The following is a 25156-nucleotide window of genomic DNA, read 5'->3' on the forward strand; positions in this document are numbered from 1 at the left end:
GACCGCACGTTTAGCAGGCGTCGTCACCCTGATCCTGATTGACATCCCCATCGCTTGGTGGCTGGCTCGTACCAAGACCTGGTGGAAAGGGCCGATGGGAGGCTGCCTTGGAGCCTAGATTGCTACGCTATTTCGTTGCAGTCGCGGAAGAGCTGCATCTCGCCCGCGCGGCCGAGCGTCTCGGGATCGAGCAATCTCCCGTATCGCGAGCAATGCGCGACCTGGAAAGCCAGCTTGGCGTGCAGTTGTTCGACCGCAGCACCCGCCTGACGCGGCTGACCTGGGCCGGCCAGGTGTTCCTAGGCGAATGCCGACGCGTGATGGCCACCGTGGAGCAGGCAGTCAAGAGTGCCAAGGCGGCGGCACAGGGCTACCAGGGCCATCTGCGCATCGCGATCTGCGACGGCCTGGCGCAGCCCCGCATCGCCACCTTGCTGGCACGCAGCCGCGAGGAGGAGCCCGAGATGGAGATTCGCGTCTTCGAGCTGCCGTTCGCGCAGCAGCTCAAGACGCTGCACGACGATCTGCTGGACATCGGCTTTGCGTTGTCAAACGCGGTACATGATGGCCTCGTCGCCGAGCCGGTGTGGACCGATCCGCTGTCGGTGATCGTGCCCGCACGCCACCCCTTGCTGGCACACGTGCAGGTGCCGCTGGCCGAAGCCCTGAAGTTCCCGCTGGTTCTGTGCCATCCCGAATCGGGATCGGGCTGCCGCCATCAGATTCAAGCGCTGCTGCAGGACGCAGGCACGCCGCTCAAGCTGGTCGATGAAGTGACCAGCCTGGGCGTGATGCTGACCCTGGTCGGTGCCGGCTACGGCATCGGCTTCGCCATCGCCTCGCAGGTGCAGACGCTACAGCGCCCGGACATCTCCATTCGTCCCTTGGCCGGCAGCCCACCGGTGCTCTCTACCTACCTGCTGCGCCGCCGGGGCGAACCCTCGGAGCCCATGAAGCGGTTCATCGAGCGGGCGAAAGGCGGGCGGGACCGCGCCTGTCGATGATGAGTCAATCCTTTGAGGACGCAGCTCACCTGTCCGTAGCGGCCTGTGGCGTGATGTGCCAGTGGACAGATAGACTTCGGTATGAAATCCGATGCTCTGGCTGTTGATGGATGTGCTTGGCTCGCTTTGGATCACCCGCAACGGCCTGCGTTGACCAGGCCGAAGACTTGAGTCCACAATCGAGTCCATTCCGTGACGCTTGGATCGGAAAAAACGTTCGTAATAAACGAGTTAGCGACCGGGTGCTGTTCCCATCGCCCGCTCCAGCATTCCGGCAAGGCGTGCTGCAACGCGGCCTTCCGGCTGCTCTCCCCTCCCCCACTTTCCCACACGCTAATCCGTCAGCGGGCGCAGTTTCAGCCGGCTGTCAAACCGCCGCGCCTCTCCGCTGAGGGGATCGGTAAAGGCAAGCGTGCGCGCCAGCAGTTGCAACGGGTTGGAATAGTCCCCTTCCGGCGGGTCGTTCACCTCCGGGTAGAACGCATCGCCGCGCAGCGGCAGGCCCAGCGCGGCCATGTGCACGCGCAACTGGTGGCGCTTTCCAGTGATGGGCTCCAGCCGGTAGCGCGCCCAGGGTGCCGCAACCTCCAACACGTCGATGTGCGTGCGCGCGTTGGGCGTGCCGGGCACCTCGTGCATGCGAAAAAAATGGCCGCTTTCCCCCAGCCGGCTTTCATGGATGCGCGGCAGCGGCAGGTCGGCACGCCACGGTGCAACGGCCTCATAGACCTTGTGCACCCGTCTGTCGCGAAAGAGGGCCTGGTACGTGCCGCGCGTTGCCCGCTGCACGGAAAACAGCACCAGGCCTGCCGTGTCGCGGTCGATGCGGTGCACAGGGGACAACTCGCTCAGGCCCAGCCGGCGCTTCAAGCGCACCAGCAGGGTTTGCTGAAGATAGCGGCCCGCGGGCACCACGGGCAGGAAGTGGGGTTTGTCGGCCACAAGGATGTGCGCATCCTGGTAGAGCACGGTTTCGTGGAACGGCAACTCGGGCTCGGGCGGCAGTTCGCGATAGTAGTAGTAGCGTACGCCCGGCGTGAACGCGCTGCGCTCCGTGGCGGCCGCGCCGAACTCGTCCACCACTTCGTTCGCGCGCAGGCGGCGCAGCCAGTCCTCGCGCGACACGGCGGGCAAGCGCTGCGCGAGGAAGTCCACCAGAAGCCCCTGCCCCGCCGAGGGCAGAACCACGCAACTGGGGTTGACGCCGTCGCGCATGGGCAGGACCCGGGGATCGTGGCTGTTGTGCATGGGGCCGCGATTGTAGGGGCCCCAGGCTCCCGCTCCATGCAACAATACTATTGTTTTGATAGCTATTAGCGCTTGATGGTAAAGCGCTAGAGGCTATTTTGTCTTGGGTTGCAAACCGACGATCACGACGCGCGATCCACGCCATCCAACGCCTCGTCGATGGCTTGCTTGATCCGTGCGAGTGTGTGCAGGTCGCCCTCCGATCCTTCCACGGGCGCCCAGCGTATGGCGTCCATATGGGCTATCGCGTGTTGCGAGATGGCCGCCACGCTGACCTGGACCGGCGTGCCGGCAGCGGCGGGCGTGGCCTCAGGAATAGGAATGCGGATCAGGAAGCCGCGATAACCCTCTTCCAGGACCTGGGGCAGCGCAGGCGTTGCATCCATCGCGGGGGGCTCCGGTGTCATGCGACCGCCGGCTTGCTCTCGCCCGATGCGATGGCCGCCAGGCCGCGCACCGCGGCATCGCGCGAGGTCCAGTGGTCATGCGGCAGGGGCAGCGTGCGTCCATCCACCTGGGCATGGGCGTAAAAGTAGCGGCGGCCATCCGGCGCCAGGCACAGCATGCCGGAATAGGTCACGCTGTCGGCCACGCCGAAGATCGTTTCCTGGGTGAGTGCGTCGGTCGTTTGCATGAGGGGCGCCTTGGTGTAAGTGAATGCAATGGCACCATTCTTGAAGCAACAGCTGTGGTTCAACGTAGGCCAAAGGCGCATGCACGCCCCGGCGGCGTCCTATGGGTGGGCTGTAGGACAAGCCCGGCAATCGCCGTACGCACGGCCCAGCGCGAGGATGTTCGCACTAGCATGGCTTCAAACACCACTCCGCGCCCTGAGGCAAGGCACACCCGTTTGGCCAGCTTGCGGCGCCTTTGCCATGCCCCCTGAGAACACGCCCACCGCCGCCTCCCTCCCCCGCCGTTCCACGCGCCAGCGCGTGCTGCGCTGGACGCTGGGCACGTTAGGCGCAGTGGTGGCGGGCCTGGCGCTGTTCATCGTGGTGCTGGTGAATTGGGACTGGAACCGCGCCAAACCCTGGGTGAACGACAAGGTGAGCGAGGCCACGGGGCGCACCTTCTCCATTGATGGCGATCTGTCGGCTGAGTGGCACTGGCCCCAACCGCTGGAAGAAGGCTGGCGCCGTTGGGTACCCGGTGTGACCGTGCGTGCCCAGCAGCTCTCCCTGAGCAATCCGGAGGGCTTTGAGGTGCCGGAAGCACCGGGCAAAGGCACGGACCAACTGCCCGCCCTTCCCCCGCGCCCCGAGCCAGCCGCACCCGCAGGTGATGCCGACGCGCCCACGGCGGCAGCAGCGCCTGCGTCCGTGGGTTCGGCGGCGGCCGACGCCGCCCGGGCCGTCGCGCCGGAGGTGGGGGGTACCCAAGCGAATGCTCCGGCACGCCCGCCCACGGGCATGGGCACCATCGCCAGCGCCAGCGCCACATTGCGCCTGCTACCGCTGCTGTCCCGCACGCTGCTGCTGGACACGGTCGTGCTGACGTCACCCGACATCGTGCTTGCGCGCCGGCAGGACGGGCGCAACAACTGGACTTTCACGCGCTCCCGTGCCCCACAGAGTACGGCTGAGGACAATCCTTGGGATCTGCGCGTGAACCAGCTCGTCGTGCGTGGCGGCTGGCTGGGCTATGCCGACGGCCTGAAGGATTTGGCGCTGCGTGCCCGCATCGACACCCTGCCCACTGGTGCACCGCAGGCCGAAGGCAAGTACGGCATGAAGATCGCGCTGCAGGGCACCTACCGCAAGGCGCGCATCACCGGAGAAGGACTGGCAGGACCGGTGCTGTCGCTGCGCCAGCAGGCCGCGCGCTATCCGCTGCGCTTTTCCGCGCGCTCGGGCAGCGTGCAGACGCGGGTGGAAGGCGTGCTCAACAATCCCGCCAAGCTTTCGGGCATGGATCTGCAGGTGTTCGTGAAGGCGCCCAGCATGGCGGACCTGTATGAACTGACCGGCCTGGTGCTGCCCAACACGCCGCCGTTCCAGGTCGAGGGGCGCCTGCTCGGCAACCTGGCACCGGCCAAAGCGGTGTGGGAATACCGCGACTTCAACGGCACCGTTGGCAGCAGCGACCTGCACGGCAGCCTGACCTACACAGGCGGCGAGCCCCGTCCCAAGCTGCAGGGCCATATGACGTCCAAACAACTGCGCCTGGCCGACCTGGGCCCGGTCCTGGGCGCGCCCAGCGGCGTGCGCGCGCAGGAGAAAGGCACCTCGCGCCGCCCCGGCAAGGTGCTGCCCGATGCCCGCTTCGCCACCGACCGCTGGGGCGCCATGGACCTGGACCTGGCATTTGCCGGGCAGAAGGTGGTGCGCCCCGACAGCCTGCCACTGGACAACCTGAGCGTGCGCGCGGTGCTGGAAGACCGCCAGCTGCGCCTGACACCGCTGCGCTTTGGCGTGGCCCACGGCCGCATCGACTCCAACGTGCTGCTGGACAGCCGCACCGATCCGCTGCAGGTGCAGTTGCAGGGCTCGGTCCAGGGCCTGCAGCTGTCGGCCCTCTTTCCCAAGGTGGAGCGCATGCAAAAGAGCCTGGGGCGGCTGGACGGCGCTCTGGCGCTGACCGGCCAGGGGCAGTCGGTGGCGCGCATGCTGGCCACCAGCGGGGGCGAAGTGCGGCTGTACATCCGCGACGGCACGCTGAGCAAGGAATTGCTGGATCTGGCGGCGCTCAACCTGGGAAGCGTCATCGTCTCCAAACTGTTCGGCGACGACAAGGAGGTCAAGCTGCGCTGCGCCGTGGCCAACCTGGACGTACAAGGTGGCGTGGCCAGCACGCGCACCGTCAAGCTCAACACCGAGGAGGCCATCGTCGAAGCCAAGGGCACGGTGGACCTCGGCGACGAACTGCTCAACCTGCGCATCACGCCCGATTCGCTGAAGTGGAAATTCTTCTCACTGCGCACGCCGTTGTATGTGCGCGGCACCTTCGCTGATCCGCAGGTGGGGGTAGAACCCGGGCCGCTGCTGCTGCGCGCGGGGGCGGCGGTGGCCGCCGCCCTTACGGCGCCCGCGGCGCTGGCACTGCTGCCGATTACCGTGCCCGCCGCCGAGGACGACGCGCACTGCGCTGCACTTTTGGCCAAGGCCGGCGCGGCACCGGCATCTGCGCCGGCCAAGCCCGCCTCGCGCGCTCAACGTTAAAGCAGCCTGCAAGGCGCTCCAATAAAGCGCTAGCAGCTATTGTTTTAATAGTTTTCTTGGTGTGCGGCCTGGGTGGCACGCACTGGTCGTGTTCACTGCACGGCCGGAACCGTGAGTTGCACACACAGACCACGGCCTTCTTGCGGCAGCAGCTCCAGCCAGCCCGCCACCGCCGCCGCACGCGAGCGCATGCTGTCAATGCCGCGTCCCAGACTGTGGCACGCGGGCTCGCCGCTCGGCAGCCCTGCGCCGTTGTCTGCCACCTGCAACTGCCATGCCCTGCCCTGCAGCGTTTGCACGGAGTGCAGGCGGATCACGAGCGCCGTGGCGTCCGCATGCTGCAGCACATTGCTCACGGCTTCCTGGACGATGGCGGCTATCTCCCGCGCCACCTTGCCTCCTGGCAGGGCCAGTTCATCGTGTGGCGCAATCTCCCAGTGCAGCGCGATGCCGCGCCGGTCCAGCGCAGGCTGGATGCGGTGGCGCAGCCGCGCGAGCCGGTCCGCCAGGGAATCGTCCTCGCCGTCCATCGAATCCACCAACAGGCGCAGGTCCAGCAGGCACAACTCCAGCGACTGCATCAACGTCCCGTGTTCGGGGTCCCGCTCGTCCACCAGGGCGATGGCGTTGACGAGCTGGGACCCCACCTGGTCGTGCAGGTTGCGTGCAATGCGTTCGCGCTCGCGCTTCACATCAGGGCTGGGCCGGATGCTGCGCCGTGGGCGCCACTGCAGTGCGCGCGGCAACTGCACGATCAGCAAGATGCCCAGCACTACCAGGGCCCCCAGGCCCAGCAGCTTCCAGCGCAACTGCGCCTGCAGACTCAGTTGCTCCGCAGAGACCAGCAGCAGGGTCTCGACGGACATGGCAAGCAACCAGACAGCAACGCAGGCGATTGCAAAGGCCGGCGGACGGGTGCGAAACATGGAAATCTCCCTCATCCCTGCGGCAGGTGCGACGGACGTTTGTGCGCCCAGGCGGCTCTTCTTTCAGAACAGCCCGCGCAGTGACGCGAAGCGCACGGCCTGCGCCCGCGTGCGCACCTGCAGCTTGCGGTAGATGTTCTTGATGTGCGTGTTCACGGTCAGGCTGCTGATGAACAGCCGGTTGCCGATCTCGGCGCTGGTGTAACCGCTGGCCACCATGCGCAGCACTTCTTTCTCGCGCTGGGACAGGCGCTCGGTTTCCTGCTCCACGCGCCGCTGGGCGTGAGGGGCGGCGGCGCCGCTCGGGTCAAACCGCTGCAGCAGGCGGCGCGCAAGGTTGGGGGTGATGGAAGCACCGCCGTTGGCTACCTGCAGTACCGCCTGGGGATAGCTGCCGAACCATGAGTTCTTGACGAGATAGCCCGTGGCACCCAGTTCAAAGGCGTGCAGCACCTGCTCATCGTTCTGCATGATGGAGATGACGATGGCCTCGGCCGTGGGGCGCACCGACTTCATGTAGTCGATCAACATGAAGCCCTCGCCATCGCCGAGGTTCAGGTCCACGAGCATCACATCGAACTCATGCTGCTTGATGGCCTTGCGGCCCTCGCGCACGCTGGTGGCCTGCGCCACCAGCAGCGTACGCTGGTCGCTCATCAGCTCTTGCGCGATGACGCGCCGCATGTGCGCATCGTCATCCACCAACAAAACGCGCACAGGCTTTTCCAGCTGTCCCGCCAGAAAGTCCGGCCAGATGGAGGGCGGATTCTGGTGCATGGCGAATTGGCCTGGGGTGACAGACGTCCCCCGCGGAGCGGCCATTGCACCAGGAGGATCGTTGACGGGCAGCATAAAGAAGTCTCCAGACGGGGGCGCCTGTTGGCGGCCCCTCAGCGTTTGCACACCGTAACCACGGAAAGATCATCCCAACGCCTTGGGTGCTTTCCTCACAGGAAAACAAATTACACCGAAACATCCGGAGATATTCGTAATTTCTTCGTGAGTTACCTGACTCACATTTTGAAACTAACGCAGATAAGGGATAAACCTCGCTCAAACACATTAATGGGAAATTTTCCCTGCCAAAGAATATGCAGGGCGTGCCAGCCGTTTTTTGCAGTCCCGCCCGGTCCGGCCTTCACTGGCAATAAACACATCCCATCCGCAGAGATTCGGTTGTTACCGAATGACACTACCTGAGAAACACCCCTGCGCCGGTCCTTTTCAGCGCCTCTCTTGGCCCTCTTTCCTCTCTGACGCATGCATTTGCAGTGCTGTCAGAGCGCCCCCTTCTTCGGCTACCCGCGATGGGAGATGGAAGCCGGAGGCCCCCCTGCGGAAACTGGAGCCAGACAAAAAGACGGGCGGCCTCCGGCATTCCTCCTCGGGTCGGGCGCGGTCTTTCTTCTTGTCGATGCAGCCGTGACACCGGTCATAACCCAAGCCACCGGAGGGCGCGGTCTTTTTGACACGTTATAGGAGAGAAAGTCATGAAAGTTCTTGCATTTTTTGCGTTGAGTGCCGTCGCGACTGCTGCCATGGCAGTGCAACCGCCCAGCACCATCACCCTGAATGGGCCGTCCGTGCAAATGACCAACTCGGTCGGCACCGCCATCTCCAATACGTCCGGCGCACACAACGAGGCATTGCAAAACATTGCCTCCAACGCCGGCCCCGTGCAGGTATTTGCTGGGGGCTCGTCTACACAGACCGCCAATTTGGGCCTGGGTGCCGTGACCAACGAAGCCAAGGGTGACGACGCCCTTGCCCGCCAGAACCTCGCCAGCAACAACGGCAAGGTGGAAATCCGCGCTGCGTCCAACCAGACGGTGAACAGCCTGGGTGCCGTGCTGAGCAACCTGGCTGACGGCAGCGATGCACACGCCACCCAGAACGTCGCCTCCAACTACGGGCATGTGGTGGTAGCGGCAGCTTCTACCCAGACGGCCAATTTCATCGGTGGCAGCGCAGTCAACCAGGCCAAGGGCTCGCACTCGTTCGCGGTGCAGAACATCTCCTCCAATGACGCTTGCGCCGAGGATCCCTGCCCCGGCGGCAACTGCTATCGCCCCAACTGGTGAATCCGCGAGCGCCGGGCCTACTGAAGGCCTGGCGCTTTTTGTGCAGGTTGCTTGAGGAGATTCGCCATGCTCAGTCGCGCAACACGCTTCCTGGCGCCCGCCACGGCAGCCCTGGCCTTCTGCGCCGCGGCACCCGCCTGGGCCGCGCCGGGAGAAGACCCGGTGGTGCTGGACAAGAAGGTCAATGTGCAGATGCAGCCGTTGCCTTCTGCGCCGCGCTCCGGCTACATCAACCACGACACCGGCCTGCCCGCCTGGCAGCAGGCGCGCCTGACTCGTTACGTGGCCAAGGCGTTCTCTGGCGATACCACGGGCATCGTGACCGAAAAGGACGTCGTCAACGCGGTGAACACGCAAGGCTCCAAGGTCGTGTGCTCGCAATCCGTGGGCAGCAATTTCGGCACCGCGGCCTCGGGCGGCACCGGCAAGCCCGGCACCGACCAGGTGGTGGTGCTGCGAGGGGATCTGGTCAATATCTGCTGGTGAGGGCCAACAGCGTGCGGGCGCGGCCGGGCATGCGCCGCGCGCCTGCTCGGCCGCGCCAGAGGGTTGGATAACGCGAAGACGAGAGGGCTTTGCCATGAACACCGCAACCACACTTCCCCGCGGTCCCGGCCGCAACGGCGCCCCACGCCGTGGCGCTGCCTGGCTGATGCTGGCGGGCGCTCTACTGCTCAGCGCCTGCACAACGCCGCTGGACCCCCGCAAGGACGCATCGCTGCAGCAGGCGGCTTATACGACGGACCGCCCCGTCGTGCGCCCGACGCGCTCGGTCTCCAGCTTCTCGGATTCGCTGATGTGCATGGACCACATGCTGCGCGCCGCGCAGGTGCCCACCACGCTCATCACCAGCAAGCAGGTCATCGACTATTCCAGCCGCGTGCCCGTTGCTGCCAAGGACATGATCATCACCTCTCTGTCGCAGATGTCGCGGCTGTCCAACGCCTTCCGCTACGTGGACTATGAGGTGGACATCGTGCGCCAGGACACGGTGCAGAACCTCACCACCATCTTGCTCAACAACAACCTGATGCAGCTGCAGCGCCCCGCGCTGTACGTGTCGGGCGCGATTGCGTTCGTGGACCAGAACGTGGTTACCAACCGCTTTGATGCCGGTACATCCGCCAGCCGGCTGGACACAGGCTACAGCCGCAACCGCTCGGCCACCGTGATCGGGCTGGAGATGCACCTGGGGGACTTTCGCACGCGCACGCTGATTCCCGGACTGGACTCGGCCAATGAGGTGGTCATCGGCAGCGGCAGCCAGGGCCTGGACGTGGCCGGGCGCATCGGCAGCTACGGCGTCAACTTCAACGTGGGGCGCGACTACGCGCTGGGCGCCGGCGGCGCCATGCGCACGCTGATCGACCTGGCCACCATCGAGCTGGTGGGCAAATGGGCACGCGTGCCCTACTGGCAGTGCCTGACGCTGGAACAAACGCATCCCGATTTTCAGCGCCAGATGCGCGACTGGTTCGACGAAAGCGGCGGCGTAGGCCAGGCCACGCTGGTGCAGAACTCGCTGATCGCCCAGGGCTACCTGCAGGCGGGCACCGACCTGCTGGCGCTGGATTCGCCCGCGCTGCGCACCGCGCTCACGCAGTTCCAGATCGACAGCCTGCTGGCGCCCACCGGCGTGCTGGACTTCTCCACCTACGAGCGCGCGATGCGCCACTTCGTGACGTTGGCACCCGATGGCTCCCTGCAACGCGTGGGCTGGGGCCCGTCGGGCCCCACCGGCAGCATGGCCGAGAACAAAGGGGATTCCACGCCGGTGCGCACCTCGGGCCTCGTGCTCACCTCCACCACGCCCCCGCCACGGCGCATCGACATGCAGATCGAGAATGCGCTGCCTCCGGGCATGGAGCCCACTTTCGAAGTCGGCGAGCAGGTGTTCGTGTCGGCCACCGTGTCGCGCACCTCACACATGTACTGCTACTTTGCCGACCCCTCGGGCAACGTCATGCGACTCACGCCCAACCAGGTCACGCCGCATTCGCTGGTGGCGGCGAACCAGGCGCTGCGACTGCCCGACTGGCTGGTGCCCAACCCCGCCTTCATCATGGACGCGAGCCGCCCTGGCACCGAGCGCGTGGCCTGCTTTGCCGCCGAAACCGACGTGCTGCCCCGGCTGCCCGCGCCACTGCAAGGCGCAGGGCTGGTCAACATTCCCGGCTACCGCACCATCGAGGACATCGACAAGGCCTTCCAGCAGGGCGTGGGCACCAGTGGCTACGTGAAGTCCGAGGTGTACTGGAAGACCCAGCCCAAGAAAACCCAGCCCGTGGCGGCCGCACCTGCCGCCCCGCAGCCCGCCAAGCGCTGAGGGCGCGGCCCGCCCCACTTCGCCAGGACGCCGCCATGACGCCCCTGCTCCGCCCTTTCGCGCCCCGGGCCGGTGCCGCCCTGCCGCCCGGCGGCAGACGGCTGGCCCTGCCGGCCGTGCTGCTCCTGGCGTGCACGCTGCTGGCTCCGGCCCAAGCGCGCATCGAAGCGCTGCCGCAGCCCGCCATCCAGCCCAGCCAGGGCGGCGGCGACTTCACGCCGCCGGCGGTGCAGCCCGCGGCCCCGCTGATCGAGCCATCCGGCTCCTCCAGCGTGCCGCGCATCCAGCCCTCCGGCCAACCCCAGGCCGAACCGTTGCGCCTGCCCCAGCCCGAGGACGAGGCCACCCTGGCGCAGTTGCGCCGGTTGCGCGCCACGGCCCTGGCGCCAGCGCGCAAGGGCAGCGCAGCGGAAAAGGCCGCCGCGCGCAGCGCCTGGGTCCTGGGCCTGCTGTACCTGCACGGCGAGCGCGTGCCCCTGGACCGCACGCAGGCGCGGTACTGGTTCGAGCGCGCCCGCGTGCTGGGTGAGCCCCACGCCAGCGCCGGCCTGGCCTGGTGCGAGATCGATGGCTGCGTGGGCCCGCCGCAACCTGCGGCCGCGCGCCCGTGGATCGCCCAGTTGCGTGCGGTGGACGCGCCGCTGGCGCTGCTGCTGGAATGGTGGGCGCAGGAGCGCCTGGCCCCGCTGCCGCCTTCCGCCGCCGCACCGCGCGCGCCGGATGCCCCCCCGCAGGAGAACGGACACGCAGCCCTGCTGCAGCGCGCCGCCCAGGCCGGCAGTGCCCAGGCGCTCAACGAACTGGGCCTGCGCCAGATCGCCGCGGCGCGCCTGCCCGATGCGCTGGCACAGTTCCGCGCGGCGGCGCCGCGCTCGCCCGCGGCAGCCTCCAATGCCCGGCTGCTGGCCAGCCGCATGGAGCAGACCATCAGCGCACAGCCCGCCCCGCACACGGCCGACGAATGGCTGGCGCAGGCGCGCCGCTACCACCGCGGCGACGGCGTGCCGTCCAATTACACCGAAGCCATCCGCCTGTACCAGATCGCCGCCGCCAGCGGCAGCCGACCCGCCAAGCGCATGCTGGAGCTGATCTACTCGCGCCCCGCGCCCGACGGCACGATCGATGTGGCCTGGATGCGCCAGCTCTCCACCATGGAGCTGTCGCCCGAGGGTTCGGTGCTCACCCTGCAGCCGCCGCCCACACCGCAGCTGTTCGTGCGCGACCCCACGCCGCTGTATGCGCTGATTCCACAGGAATGGCGCTCGGGCCGGCCCGTGGGGCCACGATGACTATCGTTTTGATAGCTGCCAGCGCTTGTCAAATAAGCGCCAGAGCCTTATTTCTCTTGAAACTCAATGGAAGTCGCGACTGCCGTCCAGCGCCTGCGCCAGGCGGCCCAGCAGCGGCGTGAGGTCCTTGAACCGCTCGCCCACCAGGTGGCGCACGGCCGTGTCCGCGCCCGGTGCGCGGGCACACTGCCACACGCCCTCCACCGCCAGCAGGCGCGAGCGCAGCAGCGCGCTGCGCCAGCGCTCCAGCCGCGCGGGCCACACGATCACATTGACCGAGCCGGTCTCGTCCTCCAGCGTGACGAACATCGTGCCGTTGGCCGAGCCCGGCCGCTGGCGCACGGTGACGATGCCGCAGGCACGCACGCGCCGCCCATGGGGCGCCGATTGCAACTGCTGCGCCGTGGCCAGCCGCCAGCGCTGCAGCTTCTCGCGCAGCAGCGCCAGGGGGTGGCGCCGCAGCGTCAGGCCCGTGGCGGCATAGTCCCACAAGATGTCTTCGCCCTCTGGTGCGGCGGGCAACTGCGGGGCGGCCTCATGCACGGGCGCGTCCTGTAGCAGCGGCGGAGCGCGCAGCTGGGCCGCGGCGTCCCACATCTGCTGGCGCCGGTGGCCCGCCAGCGCGCGCAGCGCATCAGCCGCGGCCAGGGCCTGCAGATCCTGCCGGTCCAGCCGCGCGCGCAGGGCCAGGTCTTCGGTGCTGGTGAAGGGGCCGCTGCCGCGCGCCTGCACCAGCCGCTCGGCGGCCGCCGCGCCCAGCCCCGCCACCAGCCGCAGGCCCAGGCGCACGGCCGGCTGCGCCAAGGACACGCCGGCAACGGGTGCCAGGGGCTCCTCCAGCGTGCAGTCCACGTCGCTCGTCGCCACGTCGATGGGCAGCACGCGCACGCCATGGCGGCGCGCGTCCTGCACCAGTTGCGCCGGTGTGTAAAAGCCCAGCGGCTGCGCATTGAGCAGCGCGGCCAGGAAGCACGCAGGCTCGTGCCGCTTGAGCCAGCTGCTGGCGTAGGCCAGCAGCGCAAAGCTGTAGGCATGGCTTTCGGGAAAGCCGTATTCGCCAAAGCCCAGGATCTGCTGGAACAGCCGGTCGGCAAATTCCGGCGGGTAGCCGTTCGCCAACAGACCGTCCTTGAAGGGCTTCTCGAAGCGGTGCACCTCGCCCTTGCGCCGCCAGGCGGCCATGGAGCGGCGCAGCTCGTCGGCCTGGCCCGCGCTGAAGCCCGCGCCGTCGATGGCGATCTGCATCACCTGTTCCTGGAAGATGGGCACGCCCAGCGTGCGCCGCAGGGCGTTGCCGAGCCTCGGGTATTCAATGGGGAACGGCTCCTCGCGCTTCGTGCGCTGCCTGCGCTGCCACTGGCGCCGGCGCTCGCGCGCCTGCAGGTAGGGGTGCACCATGCCGCCCTGGATGGGCCCGGGCCGCACGATCGCCACCTGCACCACCAGGTCGTAGAACTCGCGCGGCAGCAGGCGCGGCAGCATGCTCATCTGCGCGCGGCTCTCGATCTGGAACACGCCCACGGTGTCAGCGCGGCAGACCATGTCGTAGGTGGCCGGGTCTTCGGGCGGGATGTCGGCCAGGTCCCATGACTCGCCCCGCAGCGCGGCACGCATTTCCAGGCAGCGGCGCAGCGCGCTGAGCATGCCCAGCGCCAGCACGTCCACCTTCAAGAGGCCCATGGCGTCCAGATCGTCCTTGTCCCACTGGATGATGGAGCGCCCGTCCATGGCGGCCGGCTCCACGGGCACCAGGCGCGTGAGCTTGCCCTCGGTGAGCACGAAGCCGCCCACGTGCTGGCTCAGGTGGCGCGGAAAGCCACGCAGCTGGCGCGCCAGTTGCAGCCACAGCGCGGCCGTGTGCGCGCCCAGCGGCTCGCCCAGGCGCTCGGCCAGCGCCAGCAGGTGCTCCGTGGCCAGCACGTCGTCGAACCAGTGGTGCTCCTTGGCGAACGCATCCACCAACGCCGGCGCCACGCCCAGGGCCTTGCCCACGTCGCGCAGGGCGCTGCGCGTGCGGTAGCTGATGACCACCGCGGTGATCGCGGAGCGCTCGCGCCCGTACTTGTCGTAGATGTACTGGATGACGGTCTCGCGCCGGTCGTGCTCGAAGTCCACGTCGATGTCGGGCGGCTCGCTGCGTTCGCGGCTGATGAAACGCTCGAACAGCAGGCGCGTCTTCTGCGGGTCCACCGCCGTGATGCCCAGGCAATAACACACCGCCGAGTTGGCCGCCGAGCCCCGCCCCTGGCACAGAATGCCCTGGCTGCGCGCATAGCGCACGATGTCGTGCACCGTGAGGAAGTACATCTCGTACCCGCACTCGGCGATCAGCGCCAGCTCCTTCTCGACCTGCGCCGCCACTGCTTCTGGCACGCCATCGGGGTAACGGACACGCGCGCCCTCCCATGTGAGGCAGGCCAGCGTCTGGCTTGCCGTCATGCCGGGCTGCACGGTCTCCAGCGGGTAGCGGTACTTGATCTCGTTCAGGCTGAAGGTGCAGCGCGCCGCCACCTGCAGCGTGGCCTCCAGCAGCGCGGGCGGGTACAGGCCCGCCAGCCGGCTGCGCGGGCGCAGGCGCTTTTCGGCATGCGGCTGCAGCGCGAAGCCGCACGCGGCCACGCTGCGGCCCAGGCGCACGGCGGTCAGTACGTCCTGCAGCGGCTTGGCCGCGCGCGAGTGCATGTGCACGTCACCCGCGGCCACCAACGGCAGGCCCAGCTGCGCGCCGGCCTGCGTGAGCGTGCGCAGCCATAGGCCGTCGTCCGGCGCGGTGTGCAGCTCTACCGCCAGCCAGCAGTTAGAGCCAAATAGGCCTCTAACGCTTTCTAGACAAGCGCTGACAGCTACTAAATCAGAAGCATCCACAAACGCCTCGCGCCGCGGCGCCAGCAGCACCTCGCAGCCCTGCAGCAGCGCCCAGGGCGACTGGGTATCCACGCGGTAGCCGCCCTTGCCGGCACGCTGGCGCGCGGCGGTGATGAACTCGCACAGGTCACCCCAGCCCTGCACGTCGCGCGCCAGCGCCACGATGCGCACGTCGCCCCAGCAAAACTCGCTGCCCACGATGAGCGGCAGGCCCAGCGCCTGCGCCGCGCCATGGGCGCGCACCACGCCGGCGACGGAGCATTCGTCGGTCAGCGCCAGGGCGCTGTAGCCCAGTTCGTGCGCGCGCTGCACCAGTTCCTGTGGATGCGAGGCGCCGCGCTGAAAGCTGAAGTTGCTCAACGCGTGCAGCTCCGCGTAGGCGGGCAGCATCATCCGTACACCCCCTGCAAGAACCAGCCGCCCGTCGCCCGGTCGCGGAAGATCCAGACGGTGCCCGCCGCCGGGTTGTGGGCAACGAAATAGTCGCGCCGCACCAGGGCCGAGCCACCGTCCTGCGCGCCATTGTGTGCATTGCCTTGCACATCGCTCTCGTCGTCGTTCAGGTCCGCTGCGGCCTCCCACCAGCCGGTTTCCACGCGCTGCGGCCCGTCCAGCAAGCGCAGCGGCTGGCCGTGCAGGCAAGGCCGGCTGCCGCGCAGGGCCAGCGGCCGCGCAGGCCGCACGAGCCAGGGCGGAAGCAAGGGCGCGAGGGTGCAGTTCTGTGCGGGCGCCGGCGGCGCGGCGCGGGCCGCCAAGGCCGGTTGCCACTGTTGCATGCATTCGGGACGGTGGTCTGCCTGGGACCGCGGCACCCGCAGGCTGTCCGCGCCCAGGCGGGCCGAGAGGCGCTCGACGAACTGGTGCCAGGGCTCGCCCTGCCCCGCCCCCGCGTCGCCTGGCTGGGGCGGCAGCAGGTCCGCGCTGGCCTGTGGCATGGGCGCGGTTTGCAGGCTGCGCAGCGCCAGCCGGCTCACGGGCGCGGCCAGGCGCTGGTGCGCCAGGCGCTCGGCCAGCAGGCGGCGCAGGTGCGCCATGCCCTGCAGCGGCTCGGCCGTGCGCAGCGTGAGGCTCTGCCAGGGGGCCAGGTCCACGCCGTCGATGCGGCGCAGGTCATGGCGCCAGGCCAGCTCCAGCGCCTGCACGCCCTGGTGGCGCGCGCGCAGCCAGCCCTGCAGTGCATCCAGCAGGCGCTGGCCGGCCCACAGCAGCGCGGGGGCCGATTCGGCCAGCGCGGGCAGTTCCAGCTCCAGCGCGAACTGCTCGGGCAGCGTGATCCAGTCCAGGCCATGCGGTGCGTCGCCCCAGGCACGGTCCAGCGCCGCCAGGGGTTCGGCGCCGAAGCGCCGCGCCACCCCGGCGCGCGGCAGCGCACGCACGGCGCCCCAGGTGCGGCAGCCCAGCTGCTGCAGCGCCTGGGCATGCGGGCGCAGCGCCGAGAGGGTGGCAACCGGCAGATCGTGCGGCAGCCGCCGCGGCACGGGCCGGCCCTGGCGCTGCAGGCGCAGCAGGGCCAGGGCTTGCAGCGCCGTGGGCGCACTGGCCCAGAGAGACCCGCCCTCCAGGGTTTCGGGCCCGGGGGGCGCGTGGTCACGCAGCAGGCTTTGCAGAGCGGCGCGCCCGCCCCACAGGCGTTCGGTACCGCTCACCTCCAGCAGCAGCGCTTCGTCCACAAGGGCCACGCGCGGCGTGAAGCGCAGCGCCCACCAGCCCTGCGCGGCAGGCGGCAGGCCGATCACGGACCCGGTGGCGGGCCCGGTCGTGGCCTCAATGGGTGGCAAGTGCCAGGCAAGCCAATGCATCCTCCACCTCCTGCGGTGTGCGGCCCCCCATGCCCCAGGCGGCCGCCTGCACCTGGCGGCGCCATTGGGCCTGTGCCTGCAGCGCCGCGGCCAGTACCGGCGTGCGTGCGGGCAGTGCCACGGGCTGCGCCAGCGGCGGGCCGCGCCGCTTGACGACATGGACGTGCAGCTCCTCGCCCTGCGGTTGCAGCCACAGGCGCAGCGGCGCGGGCGATGCCTGCGCGCGCGAGCGCTCGGGGCGCATCACCCACAGCAGCTGGCGGTGCTGCGCGGCCGCCAGCTGCAGCCGCCGCAGCACGGCGGCAGGCACCTGCGGCAGCCAGGCCAGCACGGCGCGCACGTCGCGGCAACGCAGCGCCTGCTCGCAAGCCCATGCCGCGGCCATGTCCGCACGCGGGCTGGACGGGTGAATGCAGCACAGCCGGTCGGCGGCAAGCCCCAGGGGTTGCAGCGCCGGCAGGAAGGGCTCCAGCGGCGGCGTGACCAGTACCGCGTGTCCTGGGCCTTGCGCCAGGTGCGCGGCCAGGGCCGGCATCACCAGGGCCCACTCGGGATGGGCCTGGGGAGGCAGCAGCAACTCGCTCATGCACCCCAGCGGCCACCCCCCACCGGGCAGTTGCGCATCCAGCGGCGCATGGCCCGTGGCCAGCGCCGGTTGCGGCGCGTGCGCCCAGGCATCGCCCTGCCAGACGCCGGGCAGCGCGTTCAGGGAAGAGGAAAGAAAAGCCGCCATGCAAACCGCCGATGAATACTGTTCAAATATAAGGGGTATCTATTTAGCTCCAGCAGCCCCATTGATACTGTGATTTCATCCAGCAATGGTATCCGATTGGCTCTCCCCGGTGTTCTTGCTCACGACATCCCCATACGTCACTGGCGGCGTAACCACCGCTTGCTGCAGCAAGCGGTAAAACAGCATCCCGCGTGAGCTGGATGTGCGCCGGTTGAAACGGAACACGAATTCATCGAGATAGGCGTCCAGGTGGTCTGGCTGTACAGAGCCATGATGTGTTCCCAGCACCCAGCGCTGTACCAGTGAGGCGACCCGGTGCACTCCCGCCATGGAGACATGGGCAGGTACGCCTGAGCCGAGCATGACGGTGCGCTGGTGGGTGTAACCCAGTTCTCCCAGAGCGCGGTATGCCGCCGAACCATCCGTGCGTACCTGGGCTCCAGGCTCGACCACCTCCTGCACAAAGGGGATTACGTGGGTGGCGGCGTCTCGGTCAATGCGGCGTAACCGGATGCGCCCAAACCCCTTGGGCTCCACGATCTCCACCGCCATGACCATCAACACTTTGGTGGTGCTGCTCTTGCGCCCTGCAGGGGTGGCGGGATTCTTGCGATCCGTGATGGACAGGTACGTTTCATCCACCTCCACAAGCCCTTGAGCTTGTCCCGGCCCGGGCGGACCATGGCACGTCGAAACCGGTGCAGCATGGTCCAGGCGGTCTGGTAGCTCCCCAAACCCAATACGCGCTGCAGCCCCAGGGCGCTCACGCCTTGTTTCTGATTGGTCAGGTACCAAGCTGCAGCCAGCCAGACACGCAGCGGTGTGCGCGTCTTGTCAAAGATGGTTCCAGATGTCACTGTGCCTTGGTACTGGCATGAGCGGCACATCAGGCGGGTGCGGCTGGCGCGGTACACATCGCCAGCGTTGCCGCAACGCGGGCAGACGAAGCCTTGGGGCCACCGAAGCTTCTCCAGGAACGCCTGGCAAGCCTCTTCGGTGGCAAACCAGTCAAGAAATTCGTTCCAGGTGCGGGGGTAGTCCCCTCCAGGAGTTGGCGTTAGCATCTGGGTTTCCATCCAGCTATTCTCACGTCACTGGAGCTAAATAGATACCCCTTTCAAATATACAGTAATCATCGGCGGTTGGCGGCTCCAACCCGGCCGGCGTCAGGGCCTAGCGTCTGATCCGGCGGTGCGTCAGGGAGCGAATTTCAGCGCTGCGCCAAGCGCACCGCGCAGGCATCGCGCCACTGCACGACCGCCTGGTCGCCCGCCTGCGGGCTGTGCTCCAGCGTGAGCCAGCGGCTGTGGGTGGCATCCACGATGCCCTGCAGTTGCCACAGGGCTTCCCGCCCCAGCAGAGCCAGTTCGGCCAAGCCTTGTTCATCGCCCTGCAGGTATTGCAGGGCCTCGGCCTGCTGCTGGGGATGGGAGCCGGCCTCGAACAGGGTTTTTTGCAGCGCGGAAAGCCGCTGCTCCACGAAGGCGCAGGCCTCGGATTCCGCAGCCTCTGGCGACAGCCCGGCGCGGCGGGTGTCCCAGTCGCCAAAGGCCGTGGACAGCTGTTCAATGAGCCGCTCCACATCTGCCGGCGTGACCTGCACATCGGTCTGCACGGCGCGGATCTGCAGCACGGGCAGCAGACAGGCGATGAGCGCTGCGGGGAACTTGCGGTGGTTCAGGCGCAGCGTGAGCGACAGGCGCTGGGCCGCGGCCTCGTTGGCGTATTTTTCAAAGAAGGCGGCCACCACCTCGGCCACCATCAGGATCTGCCCCATGAGCGAGATCTGGTCCCCCTGCAGGCCGCGCGGATAGCCGCTGCCATCCATGCATTCATGGTGTTCCAGCACGGCCTGCTCCACCAAGCGCGGAAACATGTTCTGCCCCCGGATGATCAACATGGCCGTGATGGGGTGCGCCATGAGCTGCTGGCGCCCGACGGCCGTCATCTTGTTGGCCGGGTCGTGCCAGACGGGGTCCATGTGCAGCACGCCGATGTCGTGCAGCAGCGCCGCCGTCGCCAGAGGCACGCATTCGCGGTCGCTCCAGCCGCTCTTGATGCCCAGGTACACGGCCGCCAGCATCATGCGCACGCTGTGCTCGAACAGCACCGGATGCTGCTCGCGCATGACGGTGAGCTTGAAGGCCAGCGACGGCGGCAGCAGCAAGGCGCGCACGGGCGCGAGCAGCTTCTCGGCGGTCATGCCCTCCAGCGTGTGCACCAGCAGATAGGCCAGCGTGTCGTGCTCGCACTGCGACGCGGCCAGTTGCACGATGGACTGCACGTTGACCATGTCGTCCATGGCCAGATGCTCGTCGATGCTGCCGCGCAGCTTGTGCTTGACCAAGCGGTCGTAGAGCCGGCTGTCCACGCGCGCGCCCTTGTCCACCAGCTTAATGCCCCGATCGTTGTAGAGCGCTTCCTGCGTGACCACGGTGCGGCGATCGGCCATGTCGGTGATGGCGCGCAGGTAATGGCTGTCTCCGTCGGCAAAAGCTGCGGGGCTGAGGTCGGGTGCGTTCATGCGCAGACGAAATGTTAAAAAATGTCACGCGCACTATACGGCGCTTTGCCTTGCGCAAAAAGACAAAAAAGCCGGGTGATCCCACCCGGCCCGTAGTTTTGGCCCCGCGCCCCCGCCGTGCATGCGCATAGCGGCCTGGCGGGTGCCTGCCCTCAGCGCAGCAGCGGCACGCCGGTCTTGGACTGGATGTCCTCGAAGCTCACACCCGGCGCCAACTCCACCAGTTTCAGGCCTTCGGGGGTGACGTCCATCACGCCCAGGTCGGTGATGATGCGGTCCACTACGCCCACGCCCGTCAGCGGCAGCGTGCAGGCCGGCAGGATCTTCAGGTCGGTGGTGCCGTCCTTCTTGCGCGCCACATGCTCCATGAGCACGATCACGCGCTTGACACCGGCCACCAGGTCCATGGCGCCGCCCATGCCCTTGACCATCTTGCCGGGGATCATCCAGTTGGCCAGGTCGCCCTTCTCGCTGACCTGCATGGCGCCCAGGATGGACAGGTTGATCTTGCCGCCGCGGATCATCGCGAACGACTGGTCCGAACTGAAGATGGACGAACCGGGGATGGTGGTGACGGTCTGCTTGCCGGCGTTGATGAGGTCGGCATCCACCTTGTCCTCGGTGGGAAAGGCACCGATGCCCAGCATGCCGTTCTCCGACTGCAGCCACACCTCTTTATCGCCGGTGAAGTTGGCCACCAGCGTGGGAATGCCTATCCCTAAGTTGACGTAGAAGCCGTCTTCGAGTTCTTGCGCGGCGCGGGCCGCCATCTGGTCTTGGGTCCACGGCATGGTTCAGGCTCCTGCTTTCTCGGTGATGGTGCGCTTCTCGATGCGCTTCTCGGGGTTCGGGTTGTGCACGATGCGGTGCACGTAGATGCCGGGCAGGTGGATCTGGTCGGGGTCCAGGGCGCCGGTCTCCACCACCTCCTCCACCTCGACGATGCACAGCTTGCCCGCCATGGCGGCGGCCGGGTTGAAGTTGCGTGCCGTCAGGCGGAACTGCAGATTGCCCGACTTGTCGGCCCGCTGCGCCTTGACCAGCGAAACCTGCGGCACCAGCGAGCGCTCCATCACGTAGGTCTCGCCGTCGAACTCGCGCAGCTCCTTGCCCTCGGCCACGATGGTGCCCACGCCGGTTTTGGTGAAGAAGGCCGGGATGCCCGCGCCGCCGGCACGCAGCTTCTCGGCCAGCGTGCCCTGCGGGGTGAACTCCAGCTCCAGCTCGCCCGCGAGGTACTGGCGCTCGAATTCCTTGTTCTCGCCCACGTAGGAGCTGATCATCTTCTTGATCTGGCGCGTCTCCAGCAGCTTGCCCAGGCCGAAGCCGTCAACGCCCGCGTTGTTGGAAATCACCGTGAGGTCCTTCACGCCGCTGGCCTGCAGCGCATCGATCAAGGCCTCTGGAATGCCGCACAGGCCGAAACCGCCAACGGCCATCAGCTGGCCATCGGCCACGACGCCCTTGAGCGCTTCGGCCGCCGAGGGGTAAAGCTTGTTCACTACAGTCTCCTGGTTTGCTGGGTGGATGCGCTACGATACTACGTAGTTTTCTAAGTAGTTTTCCCTAAAGACTTGCACCACTATGAATGTTGCCGACTACCGCCTGGCCTTCGAGATGGCACCCGTGGGCCTGGTGATTTCGCGCAACCGCACCATGGTGGATTGCAACCGACATGTGTGCGAGATATTCGGCGCCTCGCGCGAACTGCTCATCGGCCAGTCGTTCCAGATCCTCTACCCCAGCCCGGACGAATATGAGCGGCTGGGCGCACGCATGGCGCCCATCCTGAACGCACGCGGCCACTATGCCGACAACCGCATCATGAAGCGCGCCAACGGCGAAACCTTCTGGTGCCACGTGTCCGGTCGCGCGCTGGATCGCAACGATCCGCACGCCTCGGGTATCTGGAGCTTCGAGGACCTGAGCGCGCAGCGCCCCGTGCGCGCCGAGCTGACGGCGCGCGAACGCGAGGTGGCCGCGCGGCTGCTGGACGGCATGACCTCCAAGGAGATCGGCCGCGCGCTGGACATCAGCCACCGCACGGTGGAGATCTACCGCGCGCGGCTCATGCGCAAGTACGGCGCGTCCACGGCCGCGGACCTGGTGCAGAAGCTGTTGGCGGGATAAGTCATCAAAAAAGTGAGCTGTTGGCGCTTGCCATTCAAGCAGTTCAAGGCGTTTATTGCCTGAAATCCAATCGCAGCAAGCGCTGCCAGCTATGGTTTTTGAAGCCGCCGTCGCGCCGGTCAGTGCAGTTTGAGCCGCCCCGACACGCGTTGCTGCAGCAGCCGCGCCAGCGCCAGCACCGCCGTCTTGCCCAGGCCCAGGATGGCGCGGTGGTGCATCAAGTGCAGCGACATGTACATCCACTTGGCGATCAGCCCTTCCACGAAGAAGTTGCGCCCCGCCAGGCCGCCCATCAGGTTGCCCACGCCCTTGTTCTCGCCCAGCGACACGAGTGAGCCGAAGTCGCGGTAGACGAAGGGCTGCGTCACCTCGCGCTCGCGCAGCAGCGCCAGCAGCACGCGCGCCAGGTAGTCGGCCTGCTGGTGCGCGGCCTGCGCGCGTGCCGGCACCATGCGCCCGCCCTCCCACACGCAGGCCGCGCAGTCGCCCAGGGCCAGCACGTCAGGGGCCGAGGTGCGCAGCCGCTCGTCCACCACGAACTGGTTGAGCCGGTTCACTTCCAGGCCCAGCGCGGCGTTGGCGTCCGCGGCCTTGATGCCCGCGGCCCAGACCATCATCTCGGCCGCGATCTCTCCGGCCGAGGTGACCAGCACGCCCGGACGCAGCTCCAGCACACGTGTGCCCGTCATCACCCGCACCTGCTTGCGGCGCAGGGCCACGGCGGCCTGGGCAGAGATGCGCTCGGGCAGGCCGCCCAGAATGCGGTCGCCCGCCTCCACCAGCGTCACGTCCAGCCGAAAACGCTGGCTGCTGCCCAGGCTCTCCAGCAGTTCGGCATGGGCTTCCAGCAGCTCGGCGGACAGCTCCACGCCCGTGGCGCCCGCGCCCACGATGGCGATGGACAGGGCGCGCTTGTCCGTGAACGATGCCCGCGCGCAGGCGCTCAGCCAGTCGGCATGAAAGCGCTGCGCATCGCGCACGTTTTCCAGCAGATAGGCGTGTTCGATGCCCGGCGTGCCAAAGGCGTTGGAGCCGCTGCCCAGCGCCAGCACCAAACGCGTGAAGCTCAGCGTGCGCGCGGGCACCACCTCCTCGCCATGTGCATTGCGCTGAGGGGCCAGGGCGATGGTCTTGCGCGCGGCGTCCAGCCCGGCCAGTTCGCCCATGGTGAAGCTGAAATGGTTGCGCCGTGCGAGCACGGGGTACGACAGACCCTCCTGATGGGCGTCCAGCGTCCCGGCCGCGACTTCGTGCAGCGTGGGCTTCCAGATGTGGAACGCAAAGCGGTCCACCAGCAGCACCCGCTCACGCCCTTGGCGCGGCCCCAGCGCGCGGCCCAGGCGCGCAGCCAGTTCCAGGCCGCCGGCCCCACCCCCCACGATCACGATGTCGTAATGCATGTCAAACCTTCTTTCAGGTTACCGCTCTACAGTGTAGGCAAGCCTGCGCCTATTGCCGCGTTGCGGAAATTCAATGGGTTTTGGCTTGTCCTTTAAATAGATGAAAACAATAATTCTTCAAAACAAATAGTTCGTATCTATTTAACCCTGTAGCAGTCCAGAAAGGAGCTCTCCCATGACCCATCGCCTCACTACCGCCGCCGGCGCACCCGTGGCCAATAACCAGGATTCCCTGACCGCCGGCCCGCGCGGCCCCATGCTCCTGCAAGACCTGTGGCACCTGGAAAAGCTCGCCCACTTCCACCGCGAGGTGATCCCCGAGCGGCGCATGCACGCCAAGGGCTCGGGCGCCTTCGGCACCTTCACCGTGACGGGCGACATCACCCGCTACACCCGCGCCAAGGTGTTCTCGGCGATCGGCAAGCAGACCGAGTTGTTCGCGCGCTTTTCCACCGTGGCCGGTGAGCGCGGCGCGGCCGACGCCGAGCGTGACATCCGCGGCTTCGCCGTGAAGATGTACACCGAGGAAGGCAACTGGGATCTGGTGGGCAACAACACGCCGGTCTTCTTCTTCCGCGACCCTCTCAAGTTCCCCGACCTGAACAAGGCCGTCAAGCGCGACCCCTACACCAACATGCGCAGCGCCGAGAGCAACTGGGACTTCTGGACCGGCCTGCCTGAGGCGCTGCACCAGATCACCATCGTGATGAGCGACCGCGGCATTCCGCGCGGCTACCGCCACATGCACGGCTTCGGCTCGCACACCTACAGCCTCATTAACCACGCGGGCGAGCGCCACTACGTGAAGTTCCACTGGGTCTGCCAGCAGGGCATCGAGAACCTGTCCGACCAGGAAGCCGCCGCCGTGGTCGCCCATGACCGCGAAAGCAGCCAGCGCGACCTGCTGCAAGCCATCGACCGCGGCGACTTTCCGAAGTGGAAGCTGTGCGTGCAGATCATGACCGAGGAAGAGGCGCAGACCTACCGCTTCCACCCCTTCGACCTGACCAAGGTGTGGAGCAAGAAGGACTTCCCGCTGATCGAAGTCGGCGTGATGGAGCTCAACCGCAACCCCGACAACTACTACGCCGACGTGGAGCAGGCCTCGTTCGCGCCCAGCAACCTGGTGCCCGGCATCGGCCCTTCGCCCGACCGCATGCTGCAGTCGCGCCTGTTCTCGTACGCCGACGCCGCGCGCTACCGCCTGGGTGTGAACCACCACCAGATCCCGGTGAACGCCGCGCGCTGCCCGGTCAACATTTACCACCGCGACGGTGCCATGCGCGTGGACGGCAACGCCGGCCGCACCATTGCGTACGAACCCAACACCAAGGGTGCGTGGCAGGAGCAGCCCGAGTTCGCCGAACCGGTAGAAAAGCTCTACGGCGACGCCAGCCGCTGGAACTACCGCGAGGACGACGATGACTACTTCACCCAGCCCGGCGACCTGTTCCGCCTGATGACGCCGGAGAAGCAGCGCCTGCTGTGCGAGAACACCGCGCGCAACATCAACGGCGTGTCGCAGCACATCATTGACCGCCACATCGCGCACTGCACCCAGGCCGACCCGGCCTACGGCGCCGGCGTGAAGGCTGCCCTCGAAGCCGTGCGCGCCGGCACGCTGTCATAAGCGCCGCCGCCGCCCTGCCCTGGCCCGCACCCGGGCCAAG

Annotated in this window: 20 protein-coding genes and 1 pseudogene; 8 read left to right on the forward strand and 13 right to left on the reverse strand. The window is 67.5% G+C overall.

The window, feature by feature from the left end; translation table 11 throughout:
- Positions 1-107 precede the first annotated feature (107 nt).
- A complete protein-coding gene (locus tag HND92_RS10370; protein ID WP_013721833.1) occupies positions 108-1004 on the forward strand; it encodes a LysR family transcriptional regulator in 897 nt (298 codons plus the stop codon).
- Between the two features lie 333 nt (positions 1005-1337).
- Here HND92_RS10370 and HND92_RS10375 read toward each other — a convergent pair whose 3' ends face one another.
- The 3 genes from HND92_RS10375 to HND92_RS10385 all read right to left on the reverse strand — a co-directional run bounded on the left by HND92_RS10375 (position 1338) and on the right by HND92_RS10385 (position 2886).
- The gene (locus HND92_RS10375) at positions 1338-2252 is read right to left on the reverse strand and encodes a pseudouridine synthase (RefSeq protein WP_172206917.1); all 915 of its coding nucleotides are present in this window, start codon (positions 2250-2252) and stop codon (positions 1338-1340) included.
- Positions 2253-2374: 122 nt separating this feature from the next.
- Positions 2375-2638, reverse strand: coding sequence for a hypothetical protein (locus tag HND92_RS10380; RefSeq protein WP_015913306.1), 264 nt, complete (start codon positions 2636-2638; stop codon positions 2375-2377).
- Positions 2639-2655: 17 nt separating this feature from the next.
- Positions 2656-2886: a hypothetical protein gene (locus HND92_RS10385; protein ID WP_041839010.1), complete on the reverse strand. Its 231-nt coding sequence runs from the start codon at positions 2884-2886 to the stop codon at positions 2656-2658.
- A gap of 241 nt (positions 2887-3127) precedes the next feature.
- On the opposite strand from HND92_RS10385, the gene HND92_RS10390 reads away from it, so the two are divergent.
- On the forward strand, positions 3128-5413 hold the full coding sequence (locus tag HND92_RS10390) for an AsmA family protein (RefSeq protein ID WP_172206918.1): 2286 nt from the start codon (positions 3128-3130) through the stop codon (positions 5411-5413).
- Between the two features lie 92 nt (positions 5414-5505).
- On the opposite strand, the gene HND92_RS10395 is transcribed toward HND92_RS10390, so the two are convergent.
- On the reverse strand, positions 5506-6279 hold the full coding sequence (locus HND92_RS10395) for a sensor histidine kinase (protein WP_253940003.1): 774 nt from the start codon (positions 6277-6279) through the stop codon (positions 5506-5508).
- A gap of 123 nt (positions 6280-6402) precedes the next feature.
- Positions 6403-7116, reverse strand: coding sequence for a response regulator transcription factor (locus HND92_RS10400; RefSeq protein WP_162844542.1), 714 nt, complete (start codon positions 7114-7116; stop codon positions 6403-6405).
- Between the two features lie 761 nt (positions 7117-7877).
- Here HND92_RS10400 and HND92_RS10405 point away from each other — a divergent pair.
- From HND92_RS10405 to HND92_RS10420, 4 genes are all read left to right on the forward strand, one after another.
- Positions 7878-8420, forward strand: coding sequence for a hypothetical protein (locus HND92_RS10405; protein ID WP_253940004.1), 543 nt, complete (start codon positions 7878-7880; stop codon positions 8418-8420).
- A 66-nt stretch (positions 8421-8486) separates the two neighbouring features.
- Entirely contained in the window at positions 8487-8906 is a 420-nt protein-coding gene (locus HND92_RS10410) for a hypothetical protein (RefSeq protein WP_172206920.1), read from the forward strand.
- Between the two features lie 94 nt (positions 8907-9000).
- Entirely contained in the window at positions 9001-10746 is a 1746-nt protein-coding gene (locus HND92_RS10415) for a DUF4384 domain-containing protein (protein WP_172206921.1), read from the forward strand.
- A 35-nt stretch (positions 10747-10781) separates the two neighbouring features.
- Positions 10782-12035, forward strand: coding sequence for an SEL1-like repeat protein (locus tag HND92_RS10420; protein WP_172206922.1), 1254 nt, complete (start codon positions 10782-10784; stop codon positions 12033-12035).
- Between the two features lie 63 nt (positions 12036-12098).
- Here the strand turns inward: HND92_RS10420 and HND92_RS10425 are convergent, their stop codons facing one another.
- From HND92_RS10425 to HND92_RS10455, 7 genes and pseudogenes are all read right to left on the reverse strand, one after another.
- Entirely contained in the window at positions 12099-15293 is a 3195-nt protein-coding gene (locus HND92_RS10425; protein WP_172206923.1) for an error-prone DNA polymerase, read from the reverse strand.
- The gene (locus tag HND92_RS10430; protein WP_172206924.1) at positions 15290-16699 is read right to left on the reverse strand and encodes a DNA polymerase Y family protein; all 1410 of its coding nucleotides are present in this window, start codon (positions 16697-16699) and stop codon (positions 15290-15292) included. The genes HND92_RS10425 and HND92_RS10430 overlap by 4 nt, the downstream gene beginning before the upstream one ends.
- Positions 16665-17432: a translesion DNA synthesis-associated protein ImuA gene (gene imuA, locus HND92_RS10435; RefSeq protein ID WP_172206925.1), complete on the reverse strand. Its 768-nt coding sequence runs from the start codon at positions 17430-17432 to the stop codon at positions 16665-16667. Before imuA ends, HND92_RS10430 begins: the two co-directional genes overlap by 35 nt.
- A gap of 75 nt (positions 17433-17507) precedes the next feature.
- Positions 17508-18508: pseudogene (locus HND92_RS10440) on the reverse strand (IS1595-like element ISCsp2 family transposase).
- Positions 18509-18642: 134 nt separating this feature from the next.
- Positions 18643-19956: an HD-GYP domain-containing protein gene (locus tag HND92_RS10445; RefSeq protein WP_172206926.1), complete on the reverse strand. Its 1314-nt coding sequence runs from the start codon at positions 19954-19956 to the stop codon at positions 18643-18645.
- A 152-nt stretch (positions 19957-20108) separates the two neighbouring features.
- Positions 20109-20747 carry a 3-oxoacid CoA-transferase subunit B gene (locus HND92_RS10450; RefSeq protein WP_011805210.1) on the reverse strand — a complete coding sequence of 213 codons (639 nt, stop codon included), beginning with the start codon at positions 20745-20747 and terminating at the stop codon, positions 20109-20111.
- 3 nt (positions 20748-20750) lie between these two features.
- A complete protein-coding gene (locus HND92_RS10455) occupies positions 20751-21458 on the reverse strand; it encodes a CoA transferase subunit A (protein WP_011805209.1) in 708 nt (235 codons plus the stop codon).
- Between the two features lie 82 nt (positions 21459-21540).
- On the opposite strand from HND92_RS10455, the gene HND92_RS10460 reads away from it, so the two are divergent.
- Positions 21541-22086: a PAS and helix-turn-helix domain-containing protein gene (locus tag HND92_RS10460; RefSeq protein ID WP_011805208.1), complete on the forward strand. Its 546-nt coding sequence runs from the start codon at positions 21541-21543 to the stop codon at positions 22084-22086.
- Positions 22087-22205: 119 nt separating this feature from the next.
- Here the strand turns inward: HND92_RS10460 and HND92_RS10465 are convergent, their stop codons facing one another.
- Positions 22206-23486, reverse strand: coding sequence for an NAD(P)/FAD-dependent oxidoreductase (locus HND92_RS10465; RefSeq protein WP_015913295.1), 1281 nt, complete (start codon positions 23484-23486; stop codon positions 22206-22208).
- Positions 23487-23661: 175 nt separating this feature from the next.
- Here HND92_RS10465 and HND92_RS10470 point away from each other — a divergent pair, with 175 nt between their 5' ends.
- Positions 23662-25116 carry a catalase gene (locus HND92_RS10470; RefSeq protein WP_172206927.1) on the forward strand — a complete coding sequence of 485 codons (1455 nt, stop codon included), beginning with the start codon at positions 23662-23664 and terminating at the stop codon, positions 25114-25116.
- The last annotated feature ends 40 nt before the right edge of the window (positions 25117-25156 follow it).

This window comes from Diaphorobacter sp. JS3050, assembly GCF_013154915.1.
In the GTDB taxonomy this organism is placed as follows: domain Bacteria; phylum Pseudomonadota; class Gammaproteobacteria; order Burkholderiales; family Burkholderiaceae_C; genus Diaphorobacter; species Diaphorobacter nitroreducens.

Bases quoted from the DNA above. Each gene is read 5' to 3' on its own strand.
- HND92_RS10400 (WP_162844542.1), bottom strand. From the start codon at position 7,116: ATGCACCAGAATCCGCCCTCCATCTGGCCGGACTTTCTGGCGGGACAG.
- HND92_RS10445 (WP_172206926.1), bottom strand. From the start codon at position 19,956: ATGAACGCACCCGACCTCAGCCCCGCAGCTTTTGCCGACGGAGACAGC.
- HND92_RS10375 (WP_172206917.1), bottom strand. From the start codon at position 2,252: ATGCACAACAGCCACGATCCCCGGGTCCTGCCCATGCGCGACGGCGTC.
- HND92_RS10415 (WP_172206921.1), top strand. From the start codon at position 9,001: ATGAACACCGCAACCACACTTCCCCGCGGTCCCGGCCGCAACGGCGCC.
- HND92_RS10425 (WP_172206923.1), bottom strand. From the start codon at position 15,293: ATGATGCTGCCCGCCTACGCGGAGCTGCACGCGTTGAGCAACTTCAGC.
- HND92_RS10430 (WP_172206924.1), bottom strand. From the start codon at position 16,699: ATGCATTGGCTTGCCTGGCACTTGCCACCCATTGAGGCCACGACCGGG.
- HND92_RS10450 (WP_011805210.1), bottom strand. From the start codon at position 20,747: ATGCCGTGGACCCAAGACCAGATGGCGGCCCGCGCCGCGCAAGAACTC.
- HND92_RS10470 (WP_172206927.1), top strand. From the start codon at position 23,662: ATGACCCATCGCCTCACTACCGCCGCCGGCGCACCCGTGGCCAATAAC.
- HND92_RS10385 (WP_041839010.1), bottom strand. From the start codon at position 2,886: ATGCAAACGACCGACGCACTCACCCAGGAAACGATCTTCGGCGTGGCC.
- HND92_RS10405 (WP_253940004.1), top strand. From the start codon at position 7,878: ATGGCAGTGCAACCGCCCAGCACCATCACCCTGAATGGGCCGTCCGTG.
- HND92_RS10410 (WP_172206920.1), top strand. From the start codon at position 8,487: ATGCTCAGTCGCGCAACACGCTTCCTGGCGCCCGCCACGGCAGCCCTG.
- HND92_RS10390 (WP_172206918.1), top strand. From the start codon at position 3,128: ATGCCCCCTGAGAACACGCCCACCGCCGCCTCCCTCCCCCGCCGTTCC.
- HND92_RS10465 (WP_015913295.1), bottom strand. From the start codon at position 23,486: ATGCATTACGACATCGTGATCGTGGGGGGTGGGGCCGGCGGCCTGGAA.
- HND92_RS10380 (WP_015913306.1), bottom strand. From the start codon at position 2,638: ATGGATGCAACGCCTGCGCTGCCCCAGGTCCTGGAAGAGGGTTATCGC.
- HND92_RS10420 (WP_172206922.1), top strand. From the start codon at position 10,782: ATGACGCCCCTGCTCCGCCCTTTCGCGCCCCGGGCCGGTGCCGCCCTG.
- imuA (WP_172206925.1), bottom strand. From the start codon at position 17,432: ATGGCGGCTTTTCTTTCCTCTTCCCTGAACGCGCTGCCCGGCGTCTGG.
- HND92_RS10460 (WP_011805208.1), top strand. From the start codon at position 21,541: ATGAATGTTGCCGACTACCGCCTGGCCTTCGAGATGGCACCCGTGGGC.
- HND92_RS10395 (WP_253940003.1), bottom strand. From the start codon at position 6,279: ATGTCCGTCGAGACCCTGCTGCTGGTCTCTGCGGAGCAACTGAGTCTG.